The following is a 24,732-nucleotide window of genomic DNA, read 5'->3' as shown; positions in this document are numbered from 1 at the left end:
CTGCAGGGTTCCCCTGCAACATAGAATCTCCCACAGGGGACCGCATTCCAATGTGGGAGCGGGTTTGCTCGCGAAGGCGCCAGAACAAACACCACAAAACCCCAGGCCTGCACACCCGCCGACTGTCCGCTATCATGCCCCCACTTCCGATACGCGAGATTGTCATGCGCCGTTTGCTCTGCCTGCTGTTTTTAGTGCTCGCCCTGCCGGCCTCCGCCGCCGGCTTGCTGGACACTCGACCCAGTTCGACGCTGGGTTCGATCAACAACAGCGCCGACTTCCTGCCGGTGCGCGAAGCCTTTCAACTGAGCCTGGTAGACAGCACGCCGCAATCGATCAAGCTGCGCTTCGTCGCCACCGAGGGCTACTACCTCTACCGCCATCGTTTCCAGTTTCGCGCCGATCCGGCGGATGTCGCCCTGGGCGCTGCGCAACTGCCCGACGGTGAAAAGAAGCACGACGAGTACTTTGGCGATGTCGAGGTGTACCACGGGATTCTCGATGTAGAGCTGCCGCGCACCGATCAACGGGCGTTCACCCTGGCGGTGACCTATCAGGGCTGCGCCGACAAAGGCCTGTGTTATCCGCCGGAAACCGAGCGATTGAGCATTGATGGCAGCGGAGCGGTGTTTGCTGACAAGGTCGCCACGACGGCGAGCTGGAGCTGGCGCGAACTGGCGCTGTTCTTCCTCGCGGGTCTGGGCCTGACGTTTACTCCTTGTGTGTTGCCAATGCTGCCGATCCTGTCAGGCGTGGTGTTGCGCGGCCAGGTCGGCGGGCTGCGCGGCTTCAATCTGTCGTTGGCCTACGTGTTGCCGATGGCGGCGTGTTTCGCCCTGCTCGGCGCGTTGATGGGGATGTTCGGTGCGCAGCTCAATCTTCAGGCGCGCCTGCAATCGGCTTGGGTGCTGGTGCCGTTCGCAACGTTTTTTGCCGTGTTTGCACTGGCGATGTTCGGCGTCTTCGAACTGAAACTGCCGCACTTCATCAGCAGCCGACTGGACCGGATTGCCGGGCGCACCGAAGGCGGCTCATTGTGGGGCGCGGCGGTGCTGGGCGTGGTTTCCAGCCTGCTGGTTTCGCCTTGCGTCTCGGCGCCGCTGGCCGGTGCGTTGTTATATATCAGCGCCAGCGGTGATGCATTGGGCGGCGGTTTGAAACTGTTCGTGCTGGGCCTGGGCATGGGCACGCCGCTGTTGCTGGTGGCCACCGGCGGCGCGGCCTGGTTGCCGAAAAGCGGCCCGTGGCTGGTCTACGTAAAAAACGCGATTGGCGTTTTACTGCTCGCGTTGGCGATCGGCCTGTTGAGCCGCGTGGTGCCGGGTCAGGTCACACTGCTACTCGTTGGATTGTTGTGGGGCGGCGTCGGCCTGTTCCTTGGCGCGCTGGAGTTTGTCTATAAACCGCCGCGCAAACGCCTGGGGCAATTGCTCGGCCTGTTCCTGCTCTTCTACGCGATGGCCTGCTGGTATGGCGCTTTCAGCGGCCAGGGCGACTTGCTCAACCCGCTTGGCAGAGCCGTCGTGGCCAACCCAGCGCCAACCAGCAGCGCATGGCAGACCGTCAGCACGGCGGCCGACCTCGATCGCGTTCTCGCCGAAGCCAAAGCGTCCGGCACACCGCTGCTGCTGGACTGGTACGCCGACTGGTGCATCAGCTGCAAAGTCATCGAACACGAGGTGCTTAACGACGCGAAAGTCGTCGAACGGCTCAAGGGTTATCGACTGGTTCGCTTTGACATCACCGCCAGCAACGCCGAACAACGCACCCTGCTCGACCGCTACGCACTGTTCGGCCCGCCTGCCCTGATGTTTTTCGGTAAAGACGGAGTCGAACGCTCCGATGTGCGGGTCATTGGCGAGATCAACGCGCAAGACTTCGCCGAACGTGTCGCCAAAGCGAATGACCGGATTTAATTACTCGGTCATATATTTCGCGCAAACATCGGCCATCGTGCTGGCTATTGCATAGAACTGGACAGTCACAAAGGCTTTGCGGCATAGTCGCCGGGTTCTGACAATTGCACACAGATAACAAGGAACAGCAGATGGCGACCCTACTGGTTCTGCACGGACCCAACCTGAACTTGCTCGGCACCCGCGAACCGGGCACCTATGGCGCCACGACACTGGCGCAGATCAACCAGGACCTGGAACGCCGTGCCCGCGAAGCCGGCCATCATTTGCTGCACCTGCAAAGTAACGCCGAGTACGAATTGATTGACCGCATCCACGCTGCCAGCAGCGAAGGTGTGGACTTCATTCTGATCAATCCAGCAGCTTTTACACACACAAGTGTCGCATTACGTGACGCGCTGCTGGCGGTGAGCATCCCATTCATCGAAGTGCATTTGTCTAACGTGCACAAACGCGAACCTTTCCGCCATCACTCTTACTTCTCCGACGTAGCGGTGGGAGTGATCTGCGGCCTTGGCGCCAGCGGTTATCGACTGGCCCTGGAGGCCGCACTAGAGCAGCTTGAAAGACAGGCAACGGCTTGAACAACAAGCGTTGAACGCCCCTGACCGACCCTTGGGAGTTGATGATTCATGGATATCCGTAAAGTTAAGAAACTGATCGAATTGCTGGAAGAGTCCGGCATCGACGAGCTCGAGATCAAGGAAGGCGAAGAGTCCGTTCGCATCAGCCGTCACAGCAAGACCCCGGCTCAGCAGTACTACGCTCCAGCGCCAATGCACGCTCCGGCCCCGGCACCTGTTGCCGCTGCTCCGGTGGCTGCGGCCGCTCCTGCTGCTCCGGCCGCACCAGTCCTGAACGGCACCGTTGCCCGTTCGCCGATGGTCGGCACCTTCTATCGCAAATCTTCGCCGTCCTCGCCGTCCTTCGTTGAAGTGGGCCAGACCGTGAAGAAAGGCGACACCCTGTGCATCGTTGAAGCCATGAAGATGATGAACCACATCGAAGCTGAAACCAGCGGTGTGATCGAATCCATCCTCGTCGAAGACGGCCAGCCGGTTGAGTACGACCAACCGCTGTTCACCATCGTTTGAACCGCGGAGAGACTTTGATGACTGCGAAGTTGGAAAAAGTTCTGATCGCCAACCGCGGTGAGATCGCCCTGCGGATCCTGCGTGCCTGCAAAGAGATGGGCATCAAGACCGTCGCCGTATATTCCACGGCTGACAAAGAGCTGATGCACCTGGGTCTGGCGGACGAATCCGTCTGCATCGGTCCGGCATCGGCTGCAAAGTCTTACCTGCACATTCCGGCGATCATCGCCGCCGCTGAAGTGACCGGCGCTACCGCCATTCACCCAGGCTACGGTTTCCTCGCGGAAAACGCCGATTTCGCCGAACAGGTCGAGAACTCTGGCTTCGCCTTCATTGGCCCGAAAGCCGACACCATTCGCCTGATGGGCGACAAGGTTTCGGCCAAGCACGCCATGATCGCTGCCGGCGTACCGACCGTTCCAGGTTCCGACGGCCCACTGCCGGAAGACGAAGAAACTGCGTTGCGCATCGGTCGTGAAGTCGGCTATCCGGTGATCATCAAAGCCGCTGGCGGCGGTGGTGGTCGCGGCATGCGCGTTGTGCATAAAGAAGAAGACCTGATTTCTTTCGCAAAACTGACCCGTACTGAAGCAGGTGCGGCGTTCGGCAACCCGATGGTCTATCTGGAAAAATTCCTGACCAACCCACGTCATGTGGAAGTCCAGGTGCTTTCCGATGGCCAGGGTCATGCGATCCATCTGGGCGACCGCGATTGCTCGCTGCAACGTCGTCACCAGAAAGTTCTCGAAGAAGCGCCGGCACCGGGCATCGACGAGAAGGCGCGTGCTGAAGTCCTCGCTCGCTGCGTCAAGGCGTGCATCGACATCAACTACCGTGGCGCAGGCACTTTCGAGTTCCTGTATGAAAACGGCGCGTTCTATTTCATCGAAATGAACACCCGCGTTCAGGTTGAGCACCCGGTATCGGAAATGGTCACCGGCATCGACATCGTCAAGGAGATGCTCAGCATCGCCGCTGGCAACAAGCTGTCGTACACCCAGGAAGACGTCGTCATCCGCGGTCACGCACTTGAATGCCGGATCAATGCCGAAGACCCAAAAACCTTCATGCCAAGCCCAGGTACGGTCAAGCATTTCCACGCTCCAGGCGGCAACGGCGTTCGCGTCGATTCGCACCTGTACAGTGGCTATGCCGTTCCGCCGAACTACGATTCGTTGATCGGCAAGCTGATCACCTACGGCGCAACCCGTGACGAAGCCCTGGCGCGCATGCGCAATGCGCTGGACGAAATCGTTGTCGACGGGATCAAGACCAACATCCCGCTGCACCGCGACCTGGTCCGCGATGAAGGCTTCTGCAAAGGTGGAATCAACATCCACTACCTGGAACACAAGCTGGCTGGCGACAAGCATTAAGCGTTAGCCCGATCAACAAAGCCGCTTTCGAGCGGCTTTGTTGTTTCTGGAGATTCCCATACGGCTGCAACATAACGTTGTAGCAGCTGGCGAAGCCTGCGTTCGGCTGCGCAGCAGTCGTAAAACCTGAGAACGCGTTGTTCCTGAAAGACCGCGCTGCCTGGATTCACGACTGCTGCGCAGCCGAACGCAGGCTTCGCCAGCTGCTACAGGGGCGTCGCGCTTCAACTGAGCGGCATTCGAAGCTGTCCACTCCCACAAAACCTCCGCGCTCGCGTAAACTTGCGCGCTTCTCGCAGCCCGCTAGGCTGCAATCAATATTTTTCAAAGGTGCCCGCCATGCCTTGGCTGCAAGTCCGTCTCGCCATCAGCCCAGAACAAGCCGAAACCTACGAAGACGCTTTCCTTGAAGTGGGCGCCGTGTCGGTGACCTTCATGGACGCCGAAGACCAGCCGATCTTCGAACCGGAACTCAACACCACGCCGCTGTGGTCCCACACCCATCTGCTGGCCCTGTTCGAGGACGGTACCGAAGCCGCCAGCGTACTGGCTCACATGGAACTGCTGACCGGCGGCCCGCTGCCCGAGCATCACAGCGAAATCATCGAAGACCAGGACTGGGAACGCAGCTGGATGGATGGTTTCCAGCCGATGCGCTTCGGTGAGCGTCTGTGGATCGTCCCGAGCTGGCACGCCGCTCCGGAGCCAGACGCCGTGAATCTGCTGCTGGACCCGGGCCTGGCGTTCGGCACCGGCACGCACCCGACCACCGCGCTGTGCCTGGAATGGCTCGACGGCCAGGACCTGAAGGACTGCAATGTGCTGGACTTCGGCTGCGGCTCGGGGATTCTGGCGATCGCCGCCCTGCTGCTGGGCGCCAAGGAAGCCGTCGGCACCGACATCGACGTGCAAGCCCTGGAAGCGTCCCGCGACAATGCCGGGCGCAACAACATCGCCGAAGCGCTGTTCCCGCTGTATCTGCCGGAAGATCTGCCGCAGGTTCAGGCCGACGTGCTGGTCGCCAATATCCTCGCCGGCCCGCTGGTTTCCCTGGCCCCGCAATTGTCCAGCCTGGTCAAGCCGGGCGGTCGTCTGGCGCTGTCGGGCATCCTCGCCGAGCAAGGTGAAGAAGTCGCCAGGGCCTACGCCCAGGACTTCGATCTGGACCCGATTGCCAATCGTGATGGCTGGGTGCGCATCACTGGCCGTCGGCGCTAGAATGAGCACCTGCATAATCCGGATCGCCGCATGACCGACAGCTTCGTCACCCAGTGCCCGCATTGCCAAACCAGCTTCCGCGTCAGCCATGCTCAATTGAGCGTGGCCCGTGGGGTGGTTCGCTGTGGCTCATGCCTGCAAGTGTTCAACGCCGCCAGGCAACTGCTTGAGCAGCGGGCCGGCAAGGACGCGGTCAAACCGGTCGCTCCGGCCGTCGCCGAGCCGCCGGTGCGGGCCATCAGCCAAAAGCAGTGGTCCGCCACCGAGATGGATCTGGACAGCCTCGACCTGGACCAGGAACTCGCCCGGCTTGAACAGCGGGAAATCCAGCCGACCAAGGAATTCGGCCAGCACCGCGAAGACGCCTTGAGCGCGCGCCGGGACAGCGTCGAAACTGACGATGAGCCTTGGTCCGACAGCCTGTTCAGCGAATCGGCTGCTGATCGCGCCCAGGCGGCCGAAGCCGACCAACGGGAACCGCAGGCAGAATCGAGCAAGCACTCGCGCACTGAACCTTCGTTCTCTCTGGAACCGGTTGATCTGGACGACGAACCCCAGGTGCCGCAACTGCGTCTGAATGATCCGCTCGACATGCCCCTGCACCACGATCGCCTGTCGGCAACCGATACAACTGACGACGACCTGCCCCCGATTGTCCCCTTGCGCAAGCGACACGAACGCAGCGAGGCGACCGAACGCGACGAAGCCTTGCTCGACCTGACCGACGACCCGCTGCAACTCGACTGGCAAAAACGCCGCTCGCCCTGGGGCCGACGGTTTTTCTGGCTGGTGCTGATCCTGCTCGGTGCCGGCGCCCTTGTCGGTCAGTACGTGGCCTACCATTTCGACGAATTGGCCCGCCAGGACCAATACCGTCCGTGGTTCCAGCAATTGTGCCCGCAACTCGGTTGCACAGTGCCGTCCAAGGTCGACATCGCCAAGATCAAAAGCAGTAATCTGGTGGTCCGCAGTCACCCCGATTTCAACGGCGCGTTGGTGGTGGATGCCATCATCTATAACCGCGCGGCTTTCTCCCAGCCCTTCCCTTTGCTGGAACTGCGCTTTGCCGACCTCAACGGCCACCTGATCGCCAGTCGTCGTTTCAAACCCGGCGAGTACCTCAACGGTGACCTCGAAGGGATGGCAGAGATGCCACCACAAACGCCGATCCACATCGCGCTGGACATCCTTGATCCAGGCCCCAAAGCGGTGAACTACAGCCTGAGCTTCCATTCGCCCGAGTGAAACGCTTCAGTGTTCCGGGATTGACGGCGGTTTTCTGACTTTGCCCGCTTCGACCAAACCGCTGGCGATAACAGAATAACTGTTCAGATTTTGTTCAATTCAGCCTTTATCCAGTCATCGAGAGCGGGTATCATGCCAACCCTTTTTCGAACTCTCATGATCCGGCCCCACAACAGGGAAGTCCTATGTCGGCGGTACGCATCGGTCCATATACATTGCACAACGGCTTGATCCTCGCCCCCATGGCGGGCGTCACCGACCAGCCCTTTCGTCAGCTATGCAAGCGACTGGGCGCAGGGCTTGTAGTCTCGGAAATGGTCACCAGCGACATGAGCTTGTGGAACACCCGCAAATCGCGGATGCGCATGATCCACGAAGGTGATCCCGAGCCACGCTCGGTACAGATCGCCGGTGGCGATGCGCAGATGCTGGCGGACGCGGCCCGGGCCAACGTGGAACTGGGCGCACAGATTATTGATATCAACATGGGCTGTCCGGCCAAGAAGGTCTGCAACAAGGCCGCCGGTTCCGCGTTGTTGAAAGATGAAGCATTGGTCACCGAGATCCTGCAGGCCGTGGTGGCCGCGGTTGATGTGCCGGTGACGCTGAAGATCCGCACGGGCTGGGATCGGGACAACAAGAACGGCCTGACCGTGGCGAAGATCGCGGAGCAGGCAGGCATTACGGCGTTGGCGGTCCATGGCCGCACCCGCGCCGACCTGTACACCGGTGAAGCCGAGTACGACACGATTGCCGCGATCAAGCAGGCGGTGTCGATTCCGGTCTTCGCCAATGGCGACATTGATTCACCCGAGAAGGCCCGGTACGTACTCGACACGACCGGTGCCGATGGCCTGCTGATAGGTCGGGCCGCCCAGGGGCGGCCATGGATTTTTCGTGAGATCGACCATTTTCTGCGTACCGGCGAAAAACTGCCGACGCCGGAGCTGATCGAGGTGGAACGTATTCTGCTAGAGCATCTGGCCGCGCTGCACGCCTTCTATGGAGACGTGATGGGCGTACGCATCGCTCGCAAGCATGTGGGCTGGTATCTCGCAACCCTGCCGGGCGCCAGGGAGTTCCGCGCCCACTTCAATCGTTTGGATGGTACGGAAACACAATGCGCCAACGTTCGGGAGTTCTTTGCCGAGCGTTACAAGAGCCTGACAGGGGACGGAGAAGGGGTGGCCGCATGACGATGATGACCGAGACTTTAGTGAGTGGAACAACACCCGTGAGCGACAACGTGAATTTGAAACAGCACCTCAATACGCCGAGCGAAGAAGGTCAGACCCTTCGCGGGAGTGTCGAGAAGGCGCTGCACAATTATTTCGCCCACCTTGAAGGCGCTGCCGTCACGGATGTGTACAACCTCGTGCTCTCCGAAGTCGAGGCGCCCCTGCTCGAATGCGTGATGAACTACGTCAAGGGCAACCAGACGAAGGCCAGCGAGCTGCTCGGGCTGAACCGAGGCACGCTGCGCAAGAAACTCAAGCAGTACGATTTGCTGTAAGCATTCAATCAAACCAGAAAGGCGCCCGCGTAAAACCGGTCGCCTTTTTTGCTGACTCCTTTGCTTTTGATGGAAATTGAAATGACCGACCAGACTACCCGCCTGCCGATCCGCCGCGCCTTGATCAGCGTTTCCGACAAGACCGGGATCCTCGAATTCGCCAAGGAGCTTGAAGCCCTGGGCGTCGAGATCCTCTCCACCGGCGGGACGTTCAAGCTGCTGCGTGACAACGGCGTTGCAGCAGTGGAAGTCGCGGATTACACCGGTTTCGCGGAAATGATGGACGGTCGGGTCAAGACCCTGCACCCGAAAATCCACGGCGGGATCCTCGGTCGTCGCGGTATCGACGACGCCATCATGAACGAGCACGGCATCAAGCCGATCGACCTGGTCGCGGTCAACCTGTACCCGTTCGAAGCCACCATCAACAAGCCAGGCTGTGACCTGCCGACCGCCATCGAGAACATCGACATCGGCGGCCCGACCATGGTCCGCTCGGCAGCCAAAAACCATAAAGACGTGGCGATCGTGGTGAATGCCAGCGATTACGCCAACGTCCTGGAAAGCCTCAAGGCCGGCGGCCTGACCTACGCTCAGCGTTTCGACCTGATGCTCAAGGCCTTCGAACACACCGCCGCCTACGACGGCATGATCGCCAACTACATGGGCACCGTGAACCAGGCCGCTGACACACTCAGCACCGAAGGTCGCAGCGAGTTCCCGCGCACCTTCAACAGCCAGTTCGTCAAGGCTCAGGAAATGCGCTATGGCGAGAACCCGCACCAGAGCGCGGCGTTCTACGTGGAAGCCAAGCCTGCCGAAGTCGGCATCGCCACTGCGACCCAACTGCAAGGCAAGGAACTGTCGTACAACAACGTGGCCGACACCGACGCCGCACTGGAATGCGTGAAGAGCTTCGTCAAGCCAGCCTGCGTGATCGTCAAGCACGCCAACCCGTGCGGCGTTGCAGTCAGCCCCGACGCCGAAGGCGGCATCCGCCAGGCCTACGAACTGGCTTACGCCACTGACACCGAATCCGCATTCGGCGGCATCATCGCCTTCAACCGCGAACTGGATGCTGAAACCGCCAAAGCCATCGTCGAGCGTCAGTTCGTCGAGGTGATCATCGCCCCATCCGTCAGCGAAGAAGCCCGCGCCATTGTGGCCGCCAAAGCCAACGTGCGCCTGTTGACCTGCGGCGAGTGGTCGACTGATCGCGCGGCTGCCTGGGACTACAAGCGCGTCAACGGCGGCTTGCTGGTTCAGAGCCGCGACATCGGCATGATCGGCAGTGAAGACCTGAAAGTCGTGACCAAGCGTGCGCCAACCGAGCAAGAGATCAACGACCTGATCTTCGCCTGGAAAGTGGCCAAGTACGTTAAATCCAACGCCATCGTCTACGCCAAGAACCGCCAGACCATCGGTGTCGGCGCCGGCCAGATGAGCCGCGTGAACTCCGCCCGTATCGCCGCGATCAAGGCCGAACACGCCGGTTTGCAAGTGGCAGGCTCGGTAATGGCCTCCGACGCGTTCTTCCCGTTCCGCGACGGTCTGGACAACGCGGCCCAGGTCGGCATCACCGCAGTGATCCAGCCAGGCGGCTCGATGCGTGATGCAGAAGTGATTGCCGCGGCAGATGAAGCCGGCATCGCCATGGTCTTCACCGGCATGCGCCACTTCCGTCACTGATACCCCCGCTCCCCCTGTAGGAGCTGCCGCAGGCTGCGATCTTTTGATCTTGATTCTAAAAAACAAAATCAAAAGATCGCAGCCTCGTTTCACTCGACAGCTCCTACGCGGGTTTGCAGCGTCACCCACAGATTTTTGAGGTTTTTGAAATGAATGTTTTGATCATTGGCAGCGGTGGCCGTGAACACGCCCTGGCCTGGAAAGTGGCTCAGGATCCGCGCGTGCAGAAGGTTTTCGTTGCTCCGGGCAACGCCGGCACCGCCATCGAAGCCAAGTGCGAGAACGTCGCTATCGACGTGCTGGCCCTTGAGCAACTGGCTGATTTCGCCGAGAAGAACGTTTCCCTGACCATCGTCGGGCCGGAAGTCCCGCTGGTTGCTGGCGTGGTCGACCTGTTCCGCGCCCGTGGCCTGGATTGCTTCGGTCCGACCGCTGGCGCCGCCCAGCTGGAAGGCTCGAAAGCGTTCACCAAGGACTTCCTGGCGCGCCACAAGATCCCGACCGCCGACTACCAGAACTTCACCGAGATCGAGCCGGCCCTGGCTTATCTGCGCGAAAAAGGCGCACCGATCGTGATCAAGGCCGATGGCCTGGCCGCCGGTAAAGGCGTGATCGTCGCGATGACGTTGGCCGAAGCCGAAGACGCTGTGCGCGACATGCTCGCTGGCAACGCGTTCGGCGACGCCGGTTCCCGCGTGGTGATCGAAGAGTTCCTCGATGGCGAAGAAGCCAGCTTCATCGTCATGGTCGACGGCAAGAACGTCTTGCCGATGGCCACCAGCCAGGACCACAAACGCGTTGGCGACGGCGACACCGGCCCGAACACTGGCGGCATGGGTGCCTACTCCCCTGCCCCGGTCGTGACCGCTGAAGTGCACAAGCGCGTCATGGACCTGGTGATCTGGCCAACCGTGCGCGGCATGGCCGATGAAGGCAACGTCTACACCGGTTTCCTGTATGCGGGTCTGATGATCGACAAAGCCGGTAACCCAAAAGTTATCGAATTCAACTGCCGTTTCGGCGACCCTGAAACCCAACCGGTGATGCTGCGTTTGCAGTCGAGCCTGGTGTTGCTGGTCGAAGCGGCCCTGGCGCAAGCCCTGGACAAAGTCGAAGCGCAATGGGATCCACGTCCGAGCGTCGGCATCGTTCTGGCGGCGGGCGGCTATCCTGGCGACTACGCCAAAGGCGTGGCGATCAACGGTCTGAACGCAGCCGCGGGCCTGGAAGGCAAAGTCTTCCACGCCGGCACTGCGCTCAAGGACGGTCAGGTCGTGACGGCCGGTGGTCGGGTGCTCTGTGCCACCGCCATGGGCGCCAGTGTGGATGCAGCCCAGCAGCAGGCTTACAAGCTGGCGGCTAAAATCGACTGGGAAGGCAGCTTCTATCGCAAGGACATCGGCTACCGTGCCATTGCCCGCGAGCGTGGCGAAAATCAGGAATAGGCCATCCATTCGGCCAGGCAAGGGCTTGATGCCCTTGCCGGACTATTCCGGCGCCGCGCATAGTTATATTCTGGCATCAACCTACGAAGGGATTTCGCCGTGCGCTGGCTCAGGATTGCCATAGGACTTACCGTCACGCTGCTGACCTTGCTCTGCATGCTCCCGGCCCAGGCCGCGCAAGGCAGTGGCTGGTCGGTATTGCTCGACGAACAGGGCGACCTGGCGTTGAGCGACATCCGCTCCGCACGCTTCACCAATCAATTCAGCCCCATCGAACTCGACCGCCTCACTGCGGCCGAGCCCGACGGTGCGTTATGGCTGCGTTTCAAGCTGGCACCCGGCAAACACGAACAATTGCTGCGGGTGTTCGCCCCCGACCTGTCACACCTCAACCTGTATGTGCTGGACGGCGATACGCTGGTCGAGCAACTGAACACCGGCACCCAACAACCTCAGGTTGATCGGCCACTGCCCAGCAGCGACTTCATGTTGCCGCTGCCCCTAAGCGACAAAACCCTCGATGTCTACGTCCGGCTGGTTTCCGAGCACCAGTTGCGGCCGTATATCACCCTGCAATCGGCAGTGATGACCGCGGCCAACCAGAACCTCACGCTGATCTACGGCCTGCTGTTCGGCTGCCTCGCCATGCTGATCCTGCACAACATCGTGCGTTACGCCTACACCCGTTCGCGCAGCAGCCTGTGGCTGGCCGCGTGTGAATGCCTGCTGATGCTCAGCCTGATCCTGCTGCTGAACCTGGCCGGGCCCTGGCTACCGAACTGGCACGCGATCCAGACCCCTGGCGCCTATCTGGCCTTGCTGCTGACGGCGCCGTGCGGCCTGATGTTCGCTTACCGCTTTTTTGCACCGCTGGGCCCGCACGCGCTGAACAAGCTGCTGCTCGGGGACATTCTGTTCACCGTGGTCGCCGGGCTGCTGTTGTTGTTCGTCAACACCCTGCCGCTGAACATCATCACTTACGCCCTGGTCGCGCTCGCGGGCCTGAGCATGTTGTTCGTCAGCGCCTATCACTGGCAAAAAGGCTATCGCCCGGCCCGACTGTTCGTGGCCGCGATGGTGGTGTTCAACATTGGCGCACTGATCATCCTTCCGGCGCTGCTGGGGTTGACCCTCGTGGCACCGCAAGGCCTGATCATCACCCTGCTGGCCTTCATCTGCATCAGCGGCTTGCTCATGAGCATCGCCTTGGGCGAACGCCAGCGCAGCATCACCGAAGACCGTTTCAGCGTCAGCCGCGACCTGGCCGCTAGCAACGCCGAGATCAACGCCAAGGCGGAGTTCCTGGCCAAGATCAGCCACGAAATCCGCACACCGATGAATGGCGTATTGGGCATGACCGAGCTGTTGTTGGGCACGCCGCTGTCGGTCAAGCAACGGGATTATGTGCAGACCATCCACAGCGCCGGCAATGAACTGCTGACGCTGATCAACGAGATACTCGACATTTCCAAGCTCGAGTCCGGGCAGATCGAACTGGACGACGTGCAATTCGACCTTAATGCGCTGATCGAAGATTGCCTGAGTATCTTCCGCGCCAAGGCCGAGCAGCAAAATGTCGAGCTGATCAGTTTTATCCAGCCACAAGTGCCACGGGTGATCAGCGGTGATCCGACCCGTCTGCGCCAGACCCTGCTGAGCCTGCTGGAAAACGCCCTGAAAAAGACCGACGAAGGCGAGATCCTGATCGTCGTCGCCCTCGACGAACGCAACGCCAAACCGCGCCTGCGCATCGCCGTGCAGGACAGCGGCGTGCCAATGGAAGCCGAAGAGCGTGACGCGCTGATGCACGCCGAACTGCACAGCAAGCATTTCCTCTCGGCCACTCGTCTGGGCGGCAATCTGGGGCTGGTGATCGCCCGGCAACTGATCCGCCTGATGCAAGGGGAATTCGGGATCAAGAGCGGCACCAACCAGGGCAGCACTTTATGGCTGACCTTGCCACTGGACCCGGACCGCCTCGAACACCCGACGTCCGATCTCGACAGCCCGTTACAAGGTGCGCGCGTGCTGGTGGTGGACGACAACGACACCTGCCGCAAAGTACTGGTGCAGCAGTGCAGCGCCTGGGGCCTGAATGTCAGCGCCGTGCCGTCCGGCAAGGAAGCCCTGGCACTGCTGCGGACCAAGGCTCATCTGCGCGACTACTTCGACATCGTGCTACTGGACCAGAACATGCCCGGCATGACCGGCATGCAACTGGCGGCCAAGATCAAGGAAGACCCGAGCCTCAATCACGACATTCTGCTGATCATGCTCACGGGCATCAGCAATGCGCCGAGCAAGATCATCGCCCGCAACTCGGGGATCAAACGCATCCTTGCCAAACCGGTGGCCGGCTACACCCTCAAGACCACCCTGGCGGACGAACTGAACCAGCGCAACAAAGGCCTGGCCGTGTCGCACCACCTGCCCATCGGCCCTACCCTGCCGGTCAAGGTGCCCAGCGATTTCCGTATCCTGGTGGCCGAAGACAACAGCATCTCGACCAAGGTCATTCGCGGCATGCTGGGCAAGCTCAACCTGCAACCGGACACCGCCAGCAATGGCGAAGAAGCCTTGCAGGCCATGAAGGCGCAGCGCTACGACCTGGTGCTGATGGACTGCGAAATGCCGATCCTCGACGGTTTTTCCGCGACCCAGCAATTGCGCGCATGGGAAGTCGGTAATCAGCGAATTCGCACGCCGGTGGTGGCGTTGACCGCGCACATTCTCGCCGAACATAAAGAGCGCGCACGTCAGGCCGGCATGGACGGGCACATGGCCAAACCGGTCGAATTGTCGCAGTTGCGCGAACTGATCGAGCATTGGGTGGCCCAGCGTGATCAGCAGAACCGGGCGACGACGCAAACGACCTGAGCCCTTTGCCGAGGCTCAAATCTCCAAGGCATGTAGATTCCGGGTGGATTCACTTAACACGGCCGCCGCGACTTTTTCTCTGAACGTGGCGTAATGCAGCGTACTGAAAGTCACGAGCGCCATCCTTTCCTGACTGGTTTTGACGATGTCATCCATCGGCCAGAACAAAAACCGTGCGCCCCTGCGCCGAGTGCTGAACTGTTTGTGATAGAGGGCAATTTCGATTTTCCCGGCGCGGTTTTGAACGCAAGGAATAACCTGAAAGACACCGCTGTCCCGCGACAGACTGGCCCCTTCGAATCCATCAAGGGCAATCGGGTTGCGTCTGAGGGACTCGAAGGCTCGATTGGCCGGGCTCGAAAAACGCTCGCCGAATGACTGCGATATTTGCTGGCAAATGTTATCGGCCATAAACGCCGCTCTGGCCGGCACCGATCCGACCGGACTCACCGCATCCCATCCGAGATACCGGAGCTTGTTCGTGTAGTAGTCGAACCAGTTGCCGACCAACCCGTCCTGATAAGCCGAACGGGTTGCCATTTGCGCAAACATATTGCTCAGATAGATATCCTCGCGGTCCTGGGTGGACATCCCCGCACCGAACGACACGACACTGGCCCCAACGACCGCAGCATTCGGGACGTTGCCGCCACTGAACGCTTGCTGGCCGATTTGAGACTTGCCGTCATTCATACCGTGCCCCAGGTCCGGGAAGGGACGCTTCCCGAGCACACGCTGAAACCGCCAGGATATTCTGCGCGGCCTTGTCGCCCAGTTTTTTTATAATCCGCTCGCGAACAGGCCGGTACAGGGCATTGGATAGATCAGCTTGCCAGCGCTTAAGCACAACATCGCTCTTCACGTTATCCGATGAAAAAAGCTGTCGCAGCGGATTCGCTGCAATATCCCCCGCGCTTTCAAACTCCAGATAGACACTGTTCAGGGTCGGACCGCGTTGCGCCAGAACAACCAGCAATCGGACTTTGCAACCGGAGATCGTTTCCAGCGAATCACCTTCATTGACTTTCAGGACATTTTTTCGCAGCAGTTCAATCGCTGCACTGTCGCCCGACAATCGCGCAACACTGTCCAGGGCTCGCATTGCCGGTACCGAAAGATCTTGAGGAACAGACTGTTCCCATTGACTGCGTACCCAGTCTGCCACCGTAAAGCTGGAATTCTCTGCAATGGTAAAGTTTTGCCAGGCCGTGACCTTCTGCAACCAGTTGTCCTTTAATACGCCCTGATAACTTTCGTACCATTTATCTGCATTATCAGGATGAGGGTATTTCTTATCAGCCACCAATTGCGCAAACAACGTTGAATGTAAAACATCCTGCCGTTCTTGCTCGGTCATATCAGGCGAAAGCAAAACGACGGCACCCGCATTTATAAACGCCGAATAACGCTCACTCATATTATTCTCCCGCAGTACTCACAAATGGCGACTACACCGTAGTCGCCACAATCAAACGGCATCAGATCTCGTATTCTTCAATTTTGGTCTGTGCTCGATCGCCCAATTTAGTGAGTACTGTGTTCCGAGTGCGCGCCGTAATCGAAGGCACCATCACCATCTGGCATTCACCGCGGTACAGGTCGACGGAACTGGCATCCCAATCCACGAAAAGTACCTTGGTCTGATTCGCACGCTTGATAAAGCGCACAACGCCCATTGCCATAATCACTTCACCCTGTGCAGTTTCAAGACAGGAGGCAACCCCTACACCACCGGTACCGGATTCCTTGGTGTTTCGGTCAAAGACCTGAAGCGGTTGTTCACTGGTTTGCAGGGCAGCCAAGGCATCACCCGCCACTTTCAGCATCAATGCGGAGGTCGGACCCGGTACGGCGGCTGCGGCGACGGCCGAACCCAGAATTTTCAGTGCCAGTTGGTCGACCTTGAAGCTCTTGGCAGACGCCGAGACGCTGTCGTAGTACTTACTCAGGATGTTCCAGCCGCAATCCTGCATCACTTGAAGAAATTGCTGGTACCACTCTTTACTTTGCTCGTCTCGCGGGTATTTCTTGTTCGCCACCAGCGATGCAAACAGATAAGCATGCTGAATATCCGCCTGATTTTGAGGACTCATACCCGAAACAAAGGCCAGAATCGCGTCACCGACAATGGAAGCACGCGTCGGCGATTCCACGTCAGTGTTCAATTGAACGGTATTGACTGAAGCGCCACGCGGAGCAATAAAAACCTGCTCAGGTGTTACATCATAAGCCTGCAACCTTTCAAGACGATCACCCAGAGTAACAACAGTGTTATTTGCGATATTCATAATAGTCCATTTAGTTAAATTAGAGCCCATCCCGGACCCGCAGGACAAACTTAACCAACCAACTAGAATTTAACAACCGCACACTTGTTACTGCATCTTATATCCCTTACACGCAACTAGACCCTTCACCCAACAAGCAACTTCTCCACCCATCAAACACTTCCAATCAACATCAAACAAGCCAGTTGCTCGTCGTCAATAAACCCAACGCAATGATGCAATCCCCATCGGGGCAATCGAGCCGACAGACGACCCCGCGCCTGATAGACTTCCCGTCAATTTCCGCCGCTGTGAGCTCCGACCATGCTCCACGTGTTGTTCAGCGTTTACCTGAAGATGCTGGTGCTCTACAGCCCGTTCTTCGTGTTGTCCTGTTTCATCAGTCTGACCCGCGGTTATTCGCGCAAGGAACAACGCCGACTGGCCTGGAAGGTGGCGGTCGCCACGCTGGTTTCCAGCGTTTTGTTGTACTTGTTCGGGCGCGTGATTTTCAGTGTGTTCGGAATTACCGTGGATGCGTTCCGAATCGGTGCCGGCAGCGTACTGTTCATCTCGGCACTGGGCATGGCTCAAGGCAAGTCGGCGGTGCAGACCGATAACGTGCAGCAGGATGTCACCATCGTGCCGCTGACCATTCCCCTGACGGTCGGCCCCGGCACCATCGGTGCGCTACTGGTGATGGGTGTGAGTCAGCCGCACTGGGATGACAAGCTCACGGCGATTCTCAGCATTGCCCTGGCCAGTTTTACGGTGGGTGTCGTGCTGTACCTGTCCAACCGCATCGAGCGGATACTCGGTGACCAGGGTCTGCAGATTGTCAGTCGGTTGATGGGTTTGTTTGTCTGTGCACTGGCGGCGCAGATCATCTTTACCGGGGTGAAGGGCTATCTGGTTCCCTGACACCGGAATGCACAGGGCCGCGGGTTGGTAAACCCGCGGCCCTTTTGTTTCTGGCTCTTGAAGTGACACCAAACGTCACGGCACGCCGCGATCAGCTCATGGCAGGTTCACTTTGCCTCAGGGACGCAACATCCTTGAACAGAACACTGCCCGCCGTCCCCGTCTCCGCCTCTAGCGCGCTGACCAGATCCGCCACAGCCATAGAACGATAACCCTTGATGGCAACCACGATCCGGCCGCGCAGCGTGACGTCCTTCGCATAGGCGTCCCGGAATATCAGGCTGTGACACGTGACAGGATCGAGCATCACCAAGTGTTCATCCACCAGGCTGACGATCAGTTGCTCCGCAGAGTCCAGCGCCCAGTCCAGCTTGACCAGTGTCGTCGCCTGTTTGCCCAGGGGCGGTCGGCAATCGACGATCACCGATTCCAGCCGACGCCAGGCTGCTTTTGACAGTCGGCATTTGGCGCCGTTATGGCCCAGACGCAGGATCAAAGTGCTGACATCGTCGGGAATCAATGGCAGCACATCATCGAGCTTCAGGTTGCTTTCCACTGTCAGCGTATCGGCGTTGCGTTGTACATAGCCCAGCGGCCCAGCGGCGTTGATGAGCGGATAGCGGCGCAATAAACCGTCGGTGGCATCGAACAGCAAGACATTGGTGTACCGCTGAGTGCCCAGCGCCACGGATGACTCGGGACGAGGCACGTTGGCCGCGTCGATCAATCGCCCGCTGCTGCTGACAAACCATTGTTGACGAACAGGATGAGCCACGCTGAGCAACAGGGCACAACGCTGTGTACTGTCCACCAGCACCTTGAGATGTTCGACCAAGGCATCGGCGTGTTCCCGCACCCATTGGCTGTCGACGCCGGTGATCAATGGGGGTTCCTGATGGTTCAGTTCCATCTGGACGCCTTCCACGGTCGTGGCCAGCAGACTGGCGCCACGGCGCGTTACCTCAGCGAAGGTCCATGGATTCCAAAGCGGTCGCGGCGCGGGCAGTGCATCAGGAGCCAGTAACCGAGTGCCGTCGCCGAAGGCGTTCGGCAGTTGTTTGTCATCGACAAAGGACTGGCGATAGAGCTCGCCGGTGGCGATGTCGAACAACCAGACCGACGCGTTATCCGGGGTCGCCCCCAGCACTCGCACTTCCTTGCCGTGCCCCAGATCGGCCAGCACCAGTCGACCGTCGAGATACCAGGCGCACAAACGTCCATCACCGCGAGCATTGCTCAACCCGATCAGCGCCAGCGTGGTGGACGGCACGTCGGCCACCACGGCCGGCAGTTGTGTCCACCATCGCGGCCGGTCCTTGAACCAGACCTCGGTCAGCCCGCCCAGTTGCAACTGGCCCGTGGGCGTCACGTCGTAGAACAGCCCCTCGTCGGTCAGGGCCAGGCAGCCTTCCTGCGTCTCCACCACGTTCTTGAGCCCCTTGAGTGTCGTCCACTGCGACGACAACACAACCTGCCCATCCAAGAGGGAACGACGCTGCACGCACAGGCGCGAGCTGTTGTGTTTGTACACGACAAACACATCCCCTTCAGTACCGCCCGGTGCCAACAGACTTGATTGGTTCAAGGCCTTTTCCGAATCCTTCCAGCCCCGGGCGTGATGGTGCTGGGGCAGCGGTCGAACAATCAAACCATCGCTGCTGCGCACCCAGCTCATGTCGGACCGGCCTTGCTCTGGATGCCAGTGAACGGCAACGAAAGCCGCCAATTGCCAGACTGACGTTTCGAAACGCGCTGACGAGCGCACGTCGGGCCAGTCGACATAATTGCCCAGCAGCGGCTTCCAGTCGGTAAGTGTCGGCGTTTGCCCCAGAACATTCTCCAGGTTGGCGTCCATACCAAGGGTCAGCGAGTTGAGAAACACACCCGTATCGGTGAGCAGATATTCCAGACTGTAACCTTGATGACCGTCGATCACTTCCTGAACAACCTTGACCCCGCCGGGCACCGCCGAACATTGCGTGATGGCGAACTCTCCGCGCTTGAGCATCAGGCGATAGCGATGGCTGATCAGGCCGCTGACCACATCGGTCCTGAACACCTCGACACTCTGCGGGTGATAGAAATACGCCGAGCCATCAATCACCGCGCCCAGCAGCGGATCAGCGGGCGACCAGACATCATCGTCCTGAATGTAGAGAAAACGGTCCTCGGCCGAATCGTAGTAGGCGGTGGTGTAGCGTTTATCCGTGGGTTCATCGAACGGGATCAGGAACTGGTGCACGGGCGTGTACGGTTGCTCCAGTCGATGTTCACCGGCCAGCGCCTTGAAGTGCAATTGCAAGGCCTGCGCATCCGTTCCCGGCAGCGCATCCACTTCCAGCGGGATCAAGGCCTGCTGGCGATGGTCGACCCGAAAGCCATTGTTACCCGACAGATGCAGCGTGACCTCGAAATGCGCCTCGCCACGGAAGGCAACGTTGACCCCTCCGACGCTCAGGGCACCACCGCTCATAAACCGTACGTCGCTCTCCTGCGCCCAGGTCGCCAGCAGCGTCCATGACAGCGTCTTGAAACTCGACGACTTGAATAAAACGTTCACCCCTTGGTTGAGCATCAATGTGCCCGGCGCATCGCTGACCTCAATCTCATAGGCGATCTGCCCATGCCAGTTTTTGAGCAACGTCGGCACGACCAGCGTGCGGGGCACATCGTCGAGTTTGATCTGGATGAGGGTCGGGGTGTGAGGCCGGTAAGCGGGGTAAATCCCCTTGACGATGTATTCGCCCGGAAACGCCCAGAAAGTGAACATAAACTGCCACGTCCCGTCCGGATTCTTTTTCTCCAGGCGCCGAACGATGTCGAAACCCTTGTCATGGCGGTTGGTGGCTCCGGGTAGAAAGGTGTAGTCGTAGCCGTAGAACGTTCGAGGCGTGCAGGGAAGGATGATCACCTCGCCAGCGGCGGGACGGAACGTGCCCGAGTCTGGTAGTCCGAGACTCTGCCGTAGATTGATCGCCCGATCGTAGTCCGCCTCATAATCCGGCACACCGAAGTGATCGCGCAGCGGGAACAGTCGCTGACTGTCGTACGTCACCACGCCGTCGCGCAGGTTCAGGCTCTGGATCACCAGTTTCGGATGTGCCTGCCAGGCGTTCTGTTGCGCGCTCCAATGGAAGGGAGCACCGCGATACGCATGATCCAGCTCATCGAAAAACAGCCCCACCTGTTTCGAGCGTTCCGCCAACGTGGCAAAGCCCTGGGCCAATGCGGCCACGCCGATGGCCAACCCGCCAACGATCACCGACGCCCCGCCGAGAAACGCGGCCGCCGTAGCCGCCGACGCCAGCCCCGCGCCCAGGCCCGCAGCGCCCAGCACAACACTGGCCGAATCGAAGGCCAGTTGGGTGCCGAACCGGGCGACATCCACATCGTTGTCCGCCTGGTTCAACTGATAGATATCGAACCCGACGTTGACCAGCCCCAGCAACGTGCCGACGCCCTCACCGGCCACATGGCCGAGCGCCTCGCCCGCTACCGTGGAACTGGTCTGCGCGATCAGCCGCTCTTGAGCCAGACCCTGGCGCACCAGACTGACGACGCCGGCGATATCGGAGACCAGACCATGGACGATTTGCGCGTAGTTCACATAAGCGTGCAACCGCACGGCCAGGGTCAGGTTTCGGTCCTCGCCCTCGCCACCGCGCAGCGCATTCATCAAGGCCTGGACCGCAAAACCGCTGTTGAGCGTGTGTACCGCGCCAGCATGGGTCGGATCGATAACGGATGGCCGGCGCGTGGTCAGTTTGTCGAAGAGTTCGCTGAGGTGATTCTTGATGCGCAGGAAGCGCTGATCCTCCGTCGTGACGCGCACCAGTTGTTCGGGCACGCCGTTTTTTTCCGGTTTGATCAGGCTCAGTTGATAGTCGCCCCGGGGATTGATTTCCAGGGTTTCAAACAACGGAATAAAGTCGCTGGTCAGTTGGTTTTTGGCTTGCAGGTCGCTACTGGCCTGGGTGATCTGTTGACCCCACCAATGGCTGTCGAGCTCCATCAGGCTTTTGCCCAGCCGCGGGTTGCTGAGCAGCGACTGGCCCCGGGCACTGGCCAAGCGTTTTCGGCTGCTGGCAACATCCGGACCTTTTAAGGTGCCTGGCACCAGCATGTTCTCTACGCGCACCCCTGAGGACAGTTCCAATTGCGCGATCTGCTCGCTTTGCACTTCGACCAGATCAAACGTCGGCTGGCCGCGCTCGCCGTAGGCGCTGTAATAGTCGGCCATGCCCATGTCCACGAAAAAGTTGCTGAGGTCACTGAGCATGCCCTCGGGGTTGGCAAACTCGAAAATGCCCAGGTTGGGATCATAGAAGTGATAGGTGCTGCGATCGCCGACCCAGGTCTTGGCCACGAGCATGGCGTGGTTGTCAGAGTTGAGCATCAGGGTGCTCGTCGTTGTGCGCGCCTCAAGCAACGCCACCACCCGTTGCAGGTTGACCCGCGGCGCAGTGCCTCCCTCGCCCATCTCCACGCCGTGCAGTGCTTCGATGGCGTGCACAAAGCGTTGCGAATTGCTGTCCTCAGGTGCCAGGACACTCAAGTAGAACCGTTCGCGCAGCGCTGTCACCGCCGCCTTACCATTGGCAACCGCCGCCGCCATGGCGAGCACCAAGGGGTAACAGCGTCGACCGATGGTGTCACCGAAGCCATCGAACAACAGATCCTGAGGCACAAAGCTCGCTTCCCCCTCGCTGAAACTGCCCATCAGTTCACCGGAGCGCTCGGCGAGCCGTTCACGAAATTCGGTTTTTGCCATGTGCTGGATGCGGGACACATGCTGCCCCCACTGACGCAGGCTCAAGGGCTTTTCCATGGCGTTGTACTTCAGCAGCAGCGCGTTCGCGCCGTGAAGCGTTGGCTCTTCGACCGGGCTCGCCAACCCCGCCACGAACTCGGACGCCTTGTACTTGAACAGTTGCTCCTCGATGACCGCGTAGCGTCCCGCCAGGCCTTTTTCGCTGACCTTGCGGGCCAGGTTGTCGAGTTCGCCAGTGACGGTTTCGAAACTGCGATTGTCCAGCGAATCGAGCCCCAGCAACTGACCGAGCAACAGGCGTTGAGCAGCACTCAATTGCTCCAACAGCAACGAACCGCTGGCCAGTTGCTCAAACACTTCAAGACTGGAGAGGCGCCAGGTCGTGGCATCGCCCAGCCCAATGGGGGGGAATGACCTGACGTCCTGGCCGATGATGGCCTGACGATCGTCAAAATCCAGGGGCAACCGTTTGTCGAACGTCACGCTGGTATCACCGCCCCGGCTCATCGCCCTCAGGAAGGGTTCGCCGAGATGATCGAGCAACTGCTGGAGGATTCGGGTCGACAACACATGCCGCCCCTCAACCACCGGCCAGCCGGCTTCGAAGTCGATGGTCTGGCGTTTCAGCAGTTGGGTGACGTCGCCGTTGTAGCGCGCCGCAAACCGGCCTTCCTGCCAGCGTTTTTTCTCGTCGATCAGCCATTGCGCCGAGTTGGACTCATTCTCCTTCCAGGAATGGTCGAGTTCCTCTTCGGTCTGCCGGTTCACCGTACCGGAATTTTTGATCGCGATGAGTTGACGCAACTCTTCGGCCGTCCTTGGCGTCAGGTTACTTTTTTCGTAGTCACCGATACCTTCGATCATGGCCACCGGCCCGGTCAGAAAAATGGTGTTCTCGCTGCCGGGGTAGAGGCCATCGCTGTAGTAATCGGCGGCACCCCGAGCCAATGCCTCAATGGCATAGGCTTCCATGTCGGTGAGTTTTTCCAGCGGCCCGAACTGTTCGACGGCAGCCGCCAGCGCCAGCCTGGTCATTGCCGGAAAATCCGAATGACTGACGTTTTGCTCGATAGCCTTGCGTGCCGTGGTTTTCACCACTTCGTAATTGATCAGGAAACGGTCGATCACCGCATCGAGCGTGGCAGACCCGGGATGCGCGATCATAAAGGCATTACTGACCGTCCCTCCGACCGCCACGGCGCGCAACCCGTCCGGGCGCACATGGAGATTTTCCGGGGCGTGGAACACGTCGTTCAGTGCCGGCCGGCTCTTGGCGAACGCCTCCAGCACGGCACGTTTATCCGGAGGAATGGTATCGGAAAACTTTTTGTAGCGGTCTGCTACACGGCCGGGCATCCATTCAGGGTTGTGCTCCAGCAGTAATTGCAAAACTTCCAGCCGTGCATTGTCAGCAAATGCACTGATGTCCACGCCGCCCAGATGCTCCATCAGCGGTGGCAGGTTATCTACGTCCGTATAGGCCCCGCCTTCGATGGACAAAGCCTCTGCGCGCACGAGATCGGACGCAGCGGCGAAGTTGCCGCGCAGGTTTATTTCACGCTGATAGATATCTTCCGTGCGCAGCGGTTGTTCCAGCCGTTGCAGATCGCGTAAAACAAGATCTTTGCTTTCAAGGGCCGACATACTGAGCACATGTTTATCGCGTAGCGCCCTGAGTGTTTGTTCATCTTGTCCATAAGCGCGAACCAACAGATCGATACGCGCCTCATCGGCACTTTCACCCCGCTCCTGCGCCCCGCGAAGGTGGGTATAGAGTTGCTCCTTGAGCGGCATCAACCGTTCTATATACAAGTTACCCAGTTCAATAGGATCGGCAAGTTTTGCGCCACCGGTGGCCATGGCATCGGCCTTGGCTGCCTGGACAATAATCCGGTTAGTCTCATACGCCAGCAACGCATCGGCGTCGTACCACAGCATTAAGGTATGGCCGTCCTTGGACATGACCTGTTTCCACACATTGATGTAATCGCGCTGGATATCGCCAACACCACCGCCCAGCCAGACGAAGTGCAGTTTCTTCGGAACTGACGGGAGCGCGCTTTTCAATGTTTCAACGCTTTGCGCCACACGGTTACCGTAGTCGCTGACTTTTTGATGCAGCTCGAATATCGCCTCGCCAGACGCCAGCGGCTCATCCGTTTCCCGACGTCGACGTAACGGCGGCACCAGTGAGTTCAACGACTCTTGCAGTAATACCAACGGGCGGAGCAGGGCTTGATCATTCTGCGCATCGATACAACCCTGGTAATAGCGAAGGATGGCGTCGTATTGATCGGTCTTCTTGTACGGCGCCAGTATGCGCTCCAGTTCGGAACGACTTAGAAGGTCGGCAATACCGACATATTCTCGACCACTGACAACTTCATGCGGACTCATAGT

General features: G+C 59.5%; 16 protein-coding genes. 12 read left to right on the top strand and 4 right to left on the bottom strand.

Features of this window, described 5'->3' with window-relative positions; genetic code table 11:
• Positions 1–164: 164 nt before the first annotated feature.
• The 11 genes from HB680_RS24645 to HB680_RS24595 all read left to right on the top strand — a co-directional run bounded on the left by HB680_RS24645 (position 165) and on the right by HB680_RS24595 (position 14,373).
• Positions 165–1,916 carry a protein-disulfide reductase DsbD gene (locus HB680_RS24645; protein ID WP_213941030.1) on the top strand — a complete coding sequence of 584 codons (1,752 nt, stop codon included), beginning with the start codon at positions 165–167 and terminating at the stop codon, positions 1,914–1,916.
• Positions 1,917–2,047: 131 nt separating this feature from the next.
• On the top strand, positions 2,048–2,500 hold the full coding sequence (aroQ, locus tag HB680_RS24640; protein ID WP_007994226.1) for a type II 3-dehydroquinate dehydratase: 453 nt from the start codon (positions 2,048–2,050) through the stop codon (positions 2,498–2,500).
• A gap of 48 nt (positions 2,501–2,548) precedes the next feature.
• Positions 2,549–3,010, top strand: coding sequence for an acetyl-CoA carboxylase biotin carboxyl carrier protein (gene accB, locus HB680_RS24635; protein WP_054044024.1), 462 nt, complete (start codon positions 2,549–2,551; stop codon positions 3,008–3,010).
• A 17-nt stretch (positions 3,011–3,027) separates the two neighbouring features.
• Entirely contained in the window at positions 3,028–4,386 is a 1,359-nt protein-coding gene (gene accC / locus HB680_RS24630) for an acetyl-CoA carboxylase biotin carboxylase subunit (protein ID WP_131058899.1), read from the top strand.
• 339 nt (positions 4,387–4,725) lie between these two features.
• A complete protein-coding gene (prmA, locus tag HB680_RS24625) occupies positions 4,726–5,604 on the top strand; it encodes a 50S ribosomal protein L11 methyltransferase (RefSeq protein ID WP_213941029.1) in 879 nt (292 codons plus the stop codon).
• A gap of 30 nt (positions 5,605–5,634) precedes the next feature.
• Complete coding sequence (locus HB680_RS24620) at positions 5,635–6,849, top strand: DUF3426 domain-containing protein (RefSeq protein WP_213941028.1); 1,215 nt, start codon at positions 5,635–5,637, stop codon at positions 6,847–6,849.
• Between the two features lie 185 nt (positions 6,850–7,034).
• Positions 7,035–8,045: a tRNA dihydrouridine synthase DusB gene (gene dusB / locus HB680_RS24615; RefSeq protein ID WP_213941027.1), complete on the top strand. Its 1,011-nt coding sequence runs from the start codon at positions 7,035–7,037 to the stop codon at positions 8,043–8,045.
• A complete protein-coding gene (fis, locus tag HB680_RS24610; protein ID WP_007907419.1) occupies positions 8,042–8,362 on the top strand; it encodes a DNA-binding transcriptional regulator Fis in 321 nt (106 codons plus the stop codon). Before dusB ends, fis begins: the two co-directional genes overlap by 4 nt.
• Positions 8,363–8,443: 81 nt before the next feature.
• Positions 8,444–10,051: a bifunctional phosphoribosylaminoimidazolecarboxamide formyltransferase/IMP cyclohydrolase gene (purH, locus tag HB680_RS24605; protein ID WP_213941026.1), complete on the top strand. Its 1,608-nt coding sequence runs from the start codon at positions 8,444–8,446 to the stop codon at positions 10,049–10,051.
• A gap of 149 nt (positions 10,052–10,200) precedes the next feature.
• A complete protein-coding gene (purD, locus tag HB680_RS24600) occupies positions 10,201–11,496 on the top strand; it encodes a phosphoribosylamine--glycine ligase (protein ID WP_213941025.1) in 1,296 nt (431 codons plus the stop codon).
• Between the two features lie 99 nt (positions 11,497–11,595).
• Positions 11,596–14,373, top strand: a complete 2,778-nt coding sequence (locus tag HB680_RS24595; protein WP_213941024.1) for a response regulator — start codon at positions 11,596–11,598, stop codon at positions 14,371–14,373.
• 15 nt (positions 14,374–14,388) lie between these two features.
• Here the strand turns inward: HB680_RS24595 and HB680_RS24590 are convergent, their stop codons facing one another.
• The 3 genes from HB680_RS24590 to HB680_RS24580 all read right to left on the bottom strand — a co-directional run bounded on the left by HB680_RS24590 (position 14,389) and on the right by HB680_RS24580 (position 16,661).
• Positions 14,389–15,066 carry a hypothetical protein gene (locus HB680_RS24590; RefSeq protein WP_213941023.1) on the bottom strand — a complete coding sequence of 226 codons (678 nt, stop codon included), beginning with the start codon at positions 15,064–15,066 and terminating at the stop codon, positions 14,389–14,391.
• Positions 15,059–15,790 carry a hypothetical protein gene (locus HB680_RS24585; protein ID WP_213941022.1) on the bottom strand — a complete coding sequence of 244 codons (732 nt, stop codon included), beginning with the start codon at positions 15,788–15,790 and terminating at the stop codon, positions 15,059–15,061. The genes HB680_RS24590 and HB680_RS24585 overlap by 8 nt, the downstream gene beginning before the upstream one ends.
• 61 nt (positions 15,791–15,851) lie before the next feature.
• On the bottom strand, positions 15,852–16,661 hold the full coding sequence (locus tag HB680_RS24580) for a hypothetical protein (RefSeq protein WP_213941021.1): 810 nt from the start codon (positions 16,659–16,661) through the stop codon (positions 15,852–15,854).
• 303 nt (positions 16,662–16,964) lie between these two features.
• On the opposite strand from HB680_RS24580, the gene HB680_RS24575 reads away from it, so the two are divergent.
• Positions 16,965–17,561: a MarC family protein gene (locus tag HB680_RS24575; protein WP_054044032.1), complete on the top strand. Its 597-nt coding sequence runs from the start codon at positions 16,965–16,967 to the stop codon at positions 17,559–17,561.
• A gap of 91 nt (positions 17,562–17,652) precedes the next feature.
• Here HB680_RS24575 and HB680_RS24570 read toward each other — a convergent pair whose 3' ends face one another.
• Positions 17,653–24,729, bottom strand: a complete 7,077-nt coding sequence (locus HB680_RS24570) for a TcdA/TcdB pore-forming domain-containing protein (protein ID WP_256735615.1) — start codon at positions 24,727–24,729, stop codon at positions 17,653–17,655.
• Positions 24,730–24,732 lie beyond the last annotated feature (3 nt).

It is taken from the genome of Pseudomonas sp. dw_612 (genome assembly GCF_018449725.1).
Classification (GTDB): domain Bacteria; phylum Pseudomonadota; class Gammaproteobacteria; order Pseudomonadales; family Pseudomonadaceae; genus Aquipseudomonas.
Note: the sequence above shows the minus strand (reverse complement) of the source record. Positions and strands in the feature narration are given on the sequence as shown.

What these genes read in the sequence shown, in the direction of transcription:
- HB680_RS24645 (WP_213941030.1), top strand. Translation starts at nt 165, where the DNA reads ATGCGCCGTTTGCTCTGCCTGCTGTTTTTAGTGCTCGCCCTGCCGGCC.
- aroQ (WP_007994226.1), top strand. Translation starts at nt 2,048, where the DNA reads ATGGCGACCCTACTGGTTCTGCACGGACCCAACCTGAACTTGCTCGGC.
- accB (WP_054044024.1), top strand. Translation starts at nt 2,549, where the DNA reads ATGGATATCCGTAAAGTTAAGAAACTGATCGAATTGCTGGAAGAGTCC.
- accC (WP_131058899.1), top strand. Translation starts at nt 3,028, where the DNA reads ATGACTGCGAAGTTGGAAAAAGTTCTGATCGCCAACCGCGGTGAGATC.
- prmA (WP_213941029.1), top strand. Translation starts at nt 4,726, where the DNA reads ATGCCTTGGCTGCAAGTCCGTCTCGCCATCAGCCCAGAACAAGCCGAA.
- HB680_RS24620 (WP_213941028.1), top strand. Translation starts at nt 5,635, where the DNA reads ATGACCGACAGCTTCGTCACCCAGTGCCCGCATTGCCAAACCAGCTTC.
- dusB (WP_213941027.1), top strand. Translation starts at nt 7,035, where the DNA reads ATGTCGGCGGTACGCATCGGTCCATATACATTGCACAACGGCTTGATC.
- fis (WP_007907419.1), top strand. Translation starts at nt 8,042, where the DNA reads ATGACGATGATGACCGAGACTTTAGTGAGTGGAACAACACCCGTGAGC.
- purH (WP_213941026.1), top strand. Translation starts at nt 8,444, where the DNA reads ATGACCGACCAGACTACCCGCCTGCCGATCCGCCGCGCCTTGATCAGC.
- purD (WP_213941025.1), top strand. Translation starts at nt 10,201, where the DNA reads ATGAATGTTTTGATCATTGGCAGCGGTGGCCGTGAACACGCCCTGGCC.
- HB680_RS24590 (WP_213941023.1), bottom strand. Translation starts at nt 15,066, where the DNA reads ATGAATGACGGCAAGTCTCAAATCGGCCAGCAAGCGTTCAGTGGCGGC.
- HB680_RS24585 (WP_213941022.1), bottom strand. Translation starts at nt 15,790, where the DNA reads ATGAGTGAGCGTTATTCGGCGTTTATAAATGCGGGTGCCGTCGTTTTG.
- HB680_RS24580 (WP_213941021.1), bottom strand. Translation starts at nt 16,661, where the DNA reads ATGAATATCGCAAATAACACTGTTGTTACTCTGGGTGATCGTCTTGAA.
- HB680_RS24575 (WP_054044032.1), top strand. Translation starts at nt 16,965, where the DNA reads ATGCTCCACGTGTTGTTCAGCGTTTACCTGAAGATGCTGGTGCTCTAC.
- HB680_RS24570 (WP_256735615.1), bottom strand. Translation starts at nt 24,729, where the DNA reads ATGAGTCCGCATGAAGTTGTCAGTGGTCGAGAATATGTCGGTATTGCC.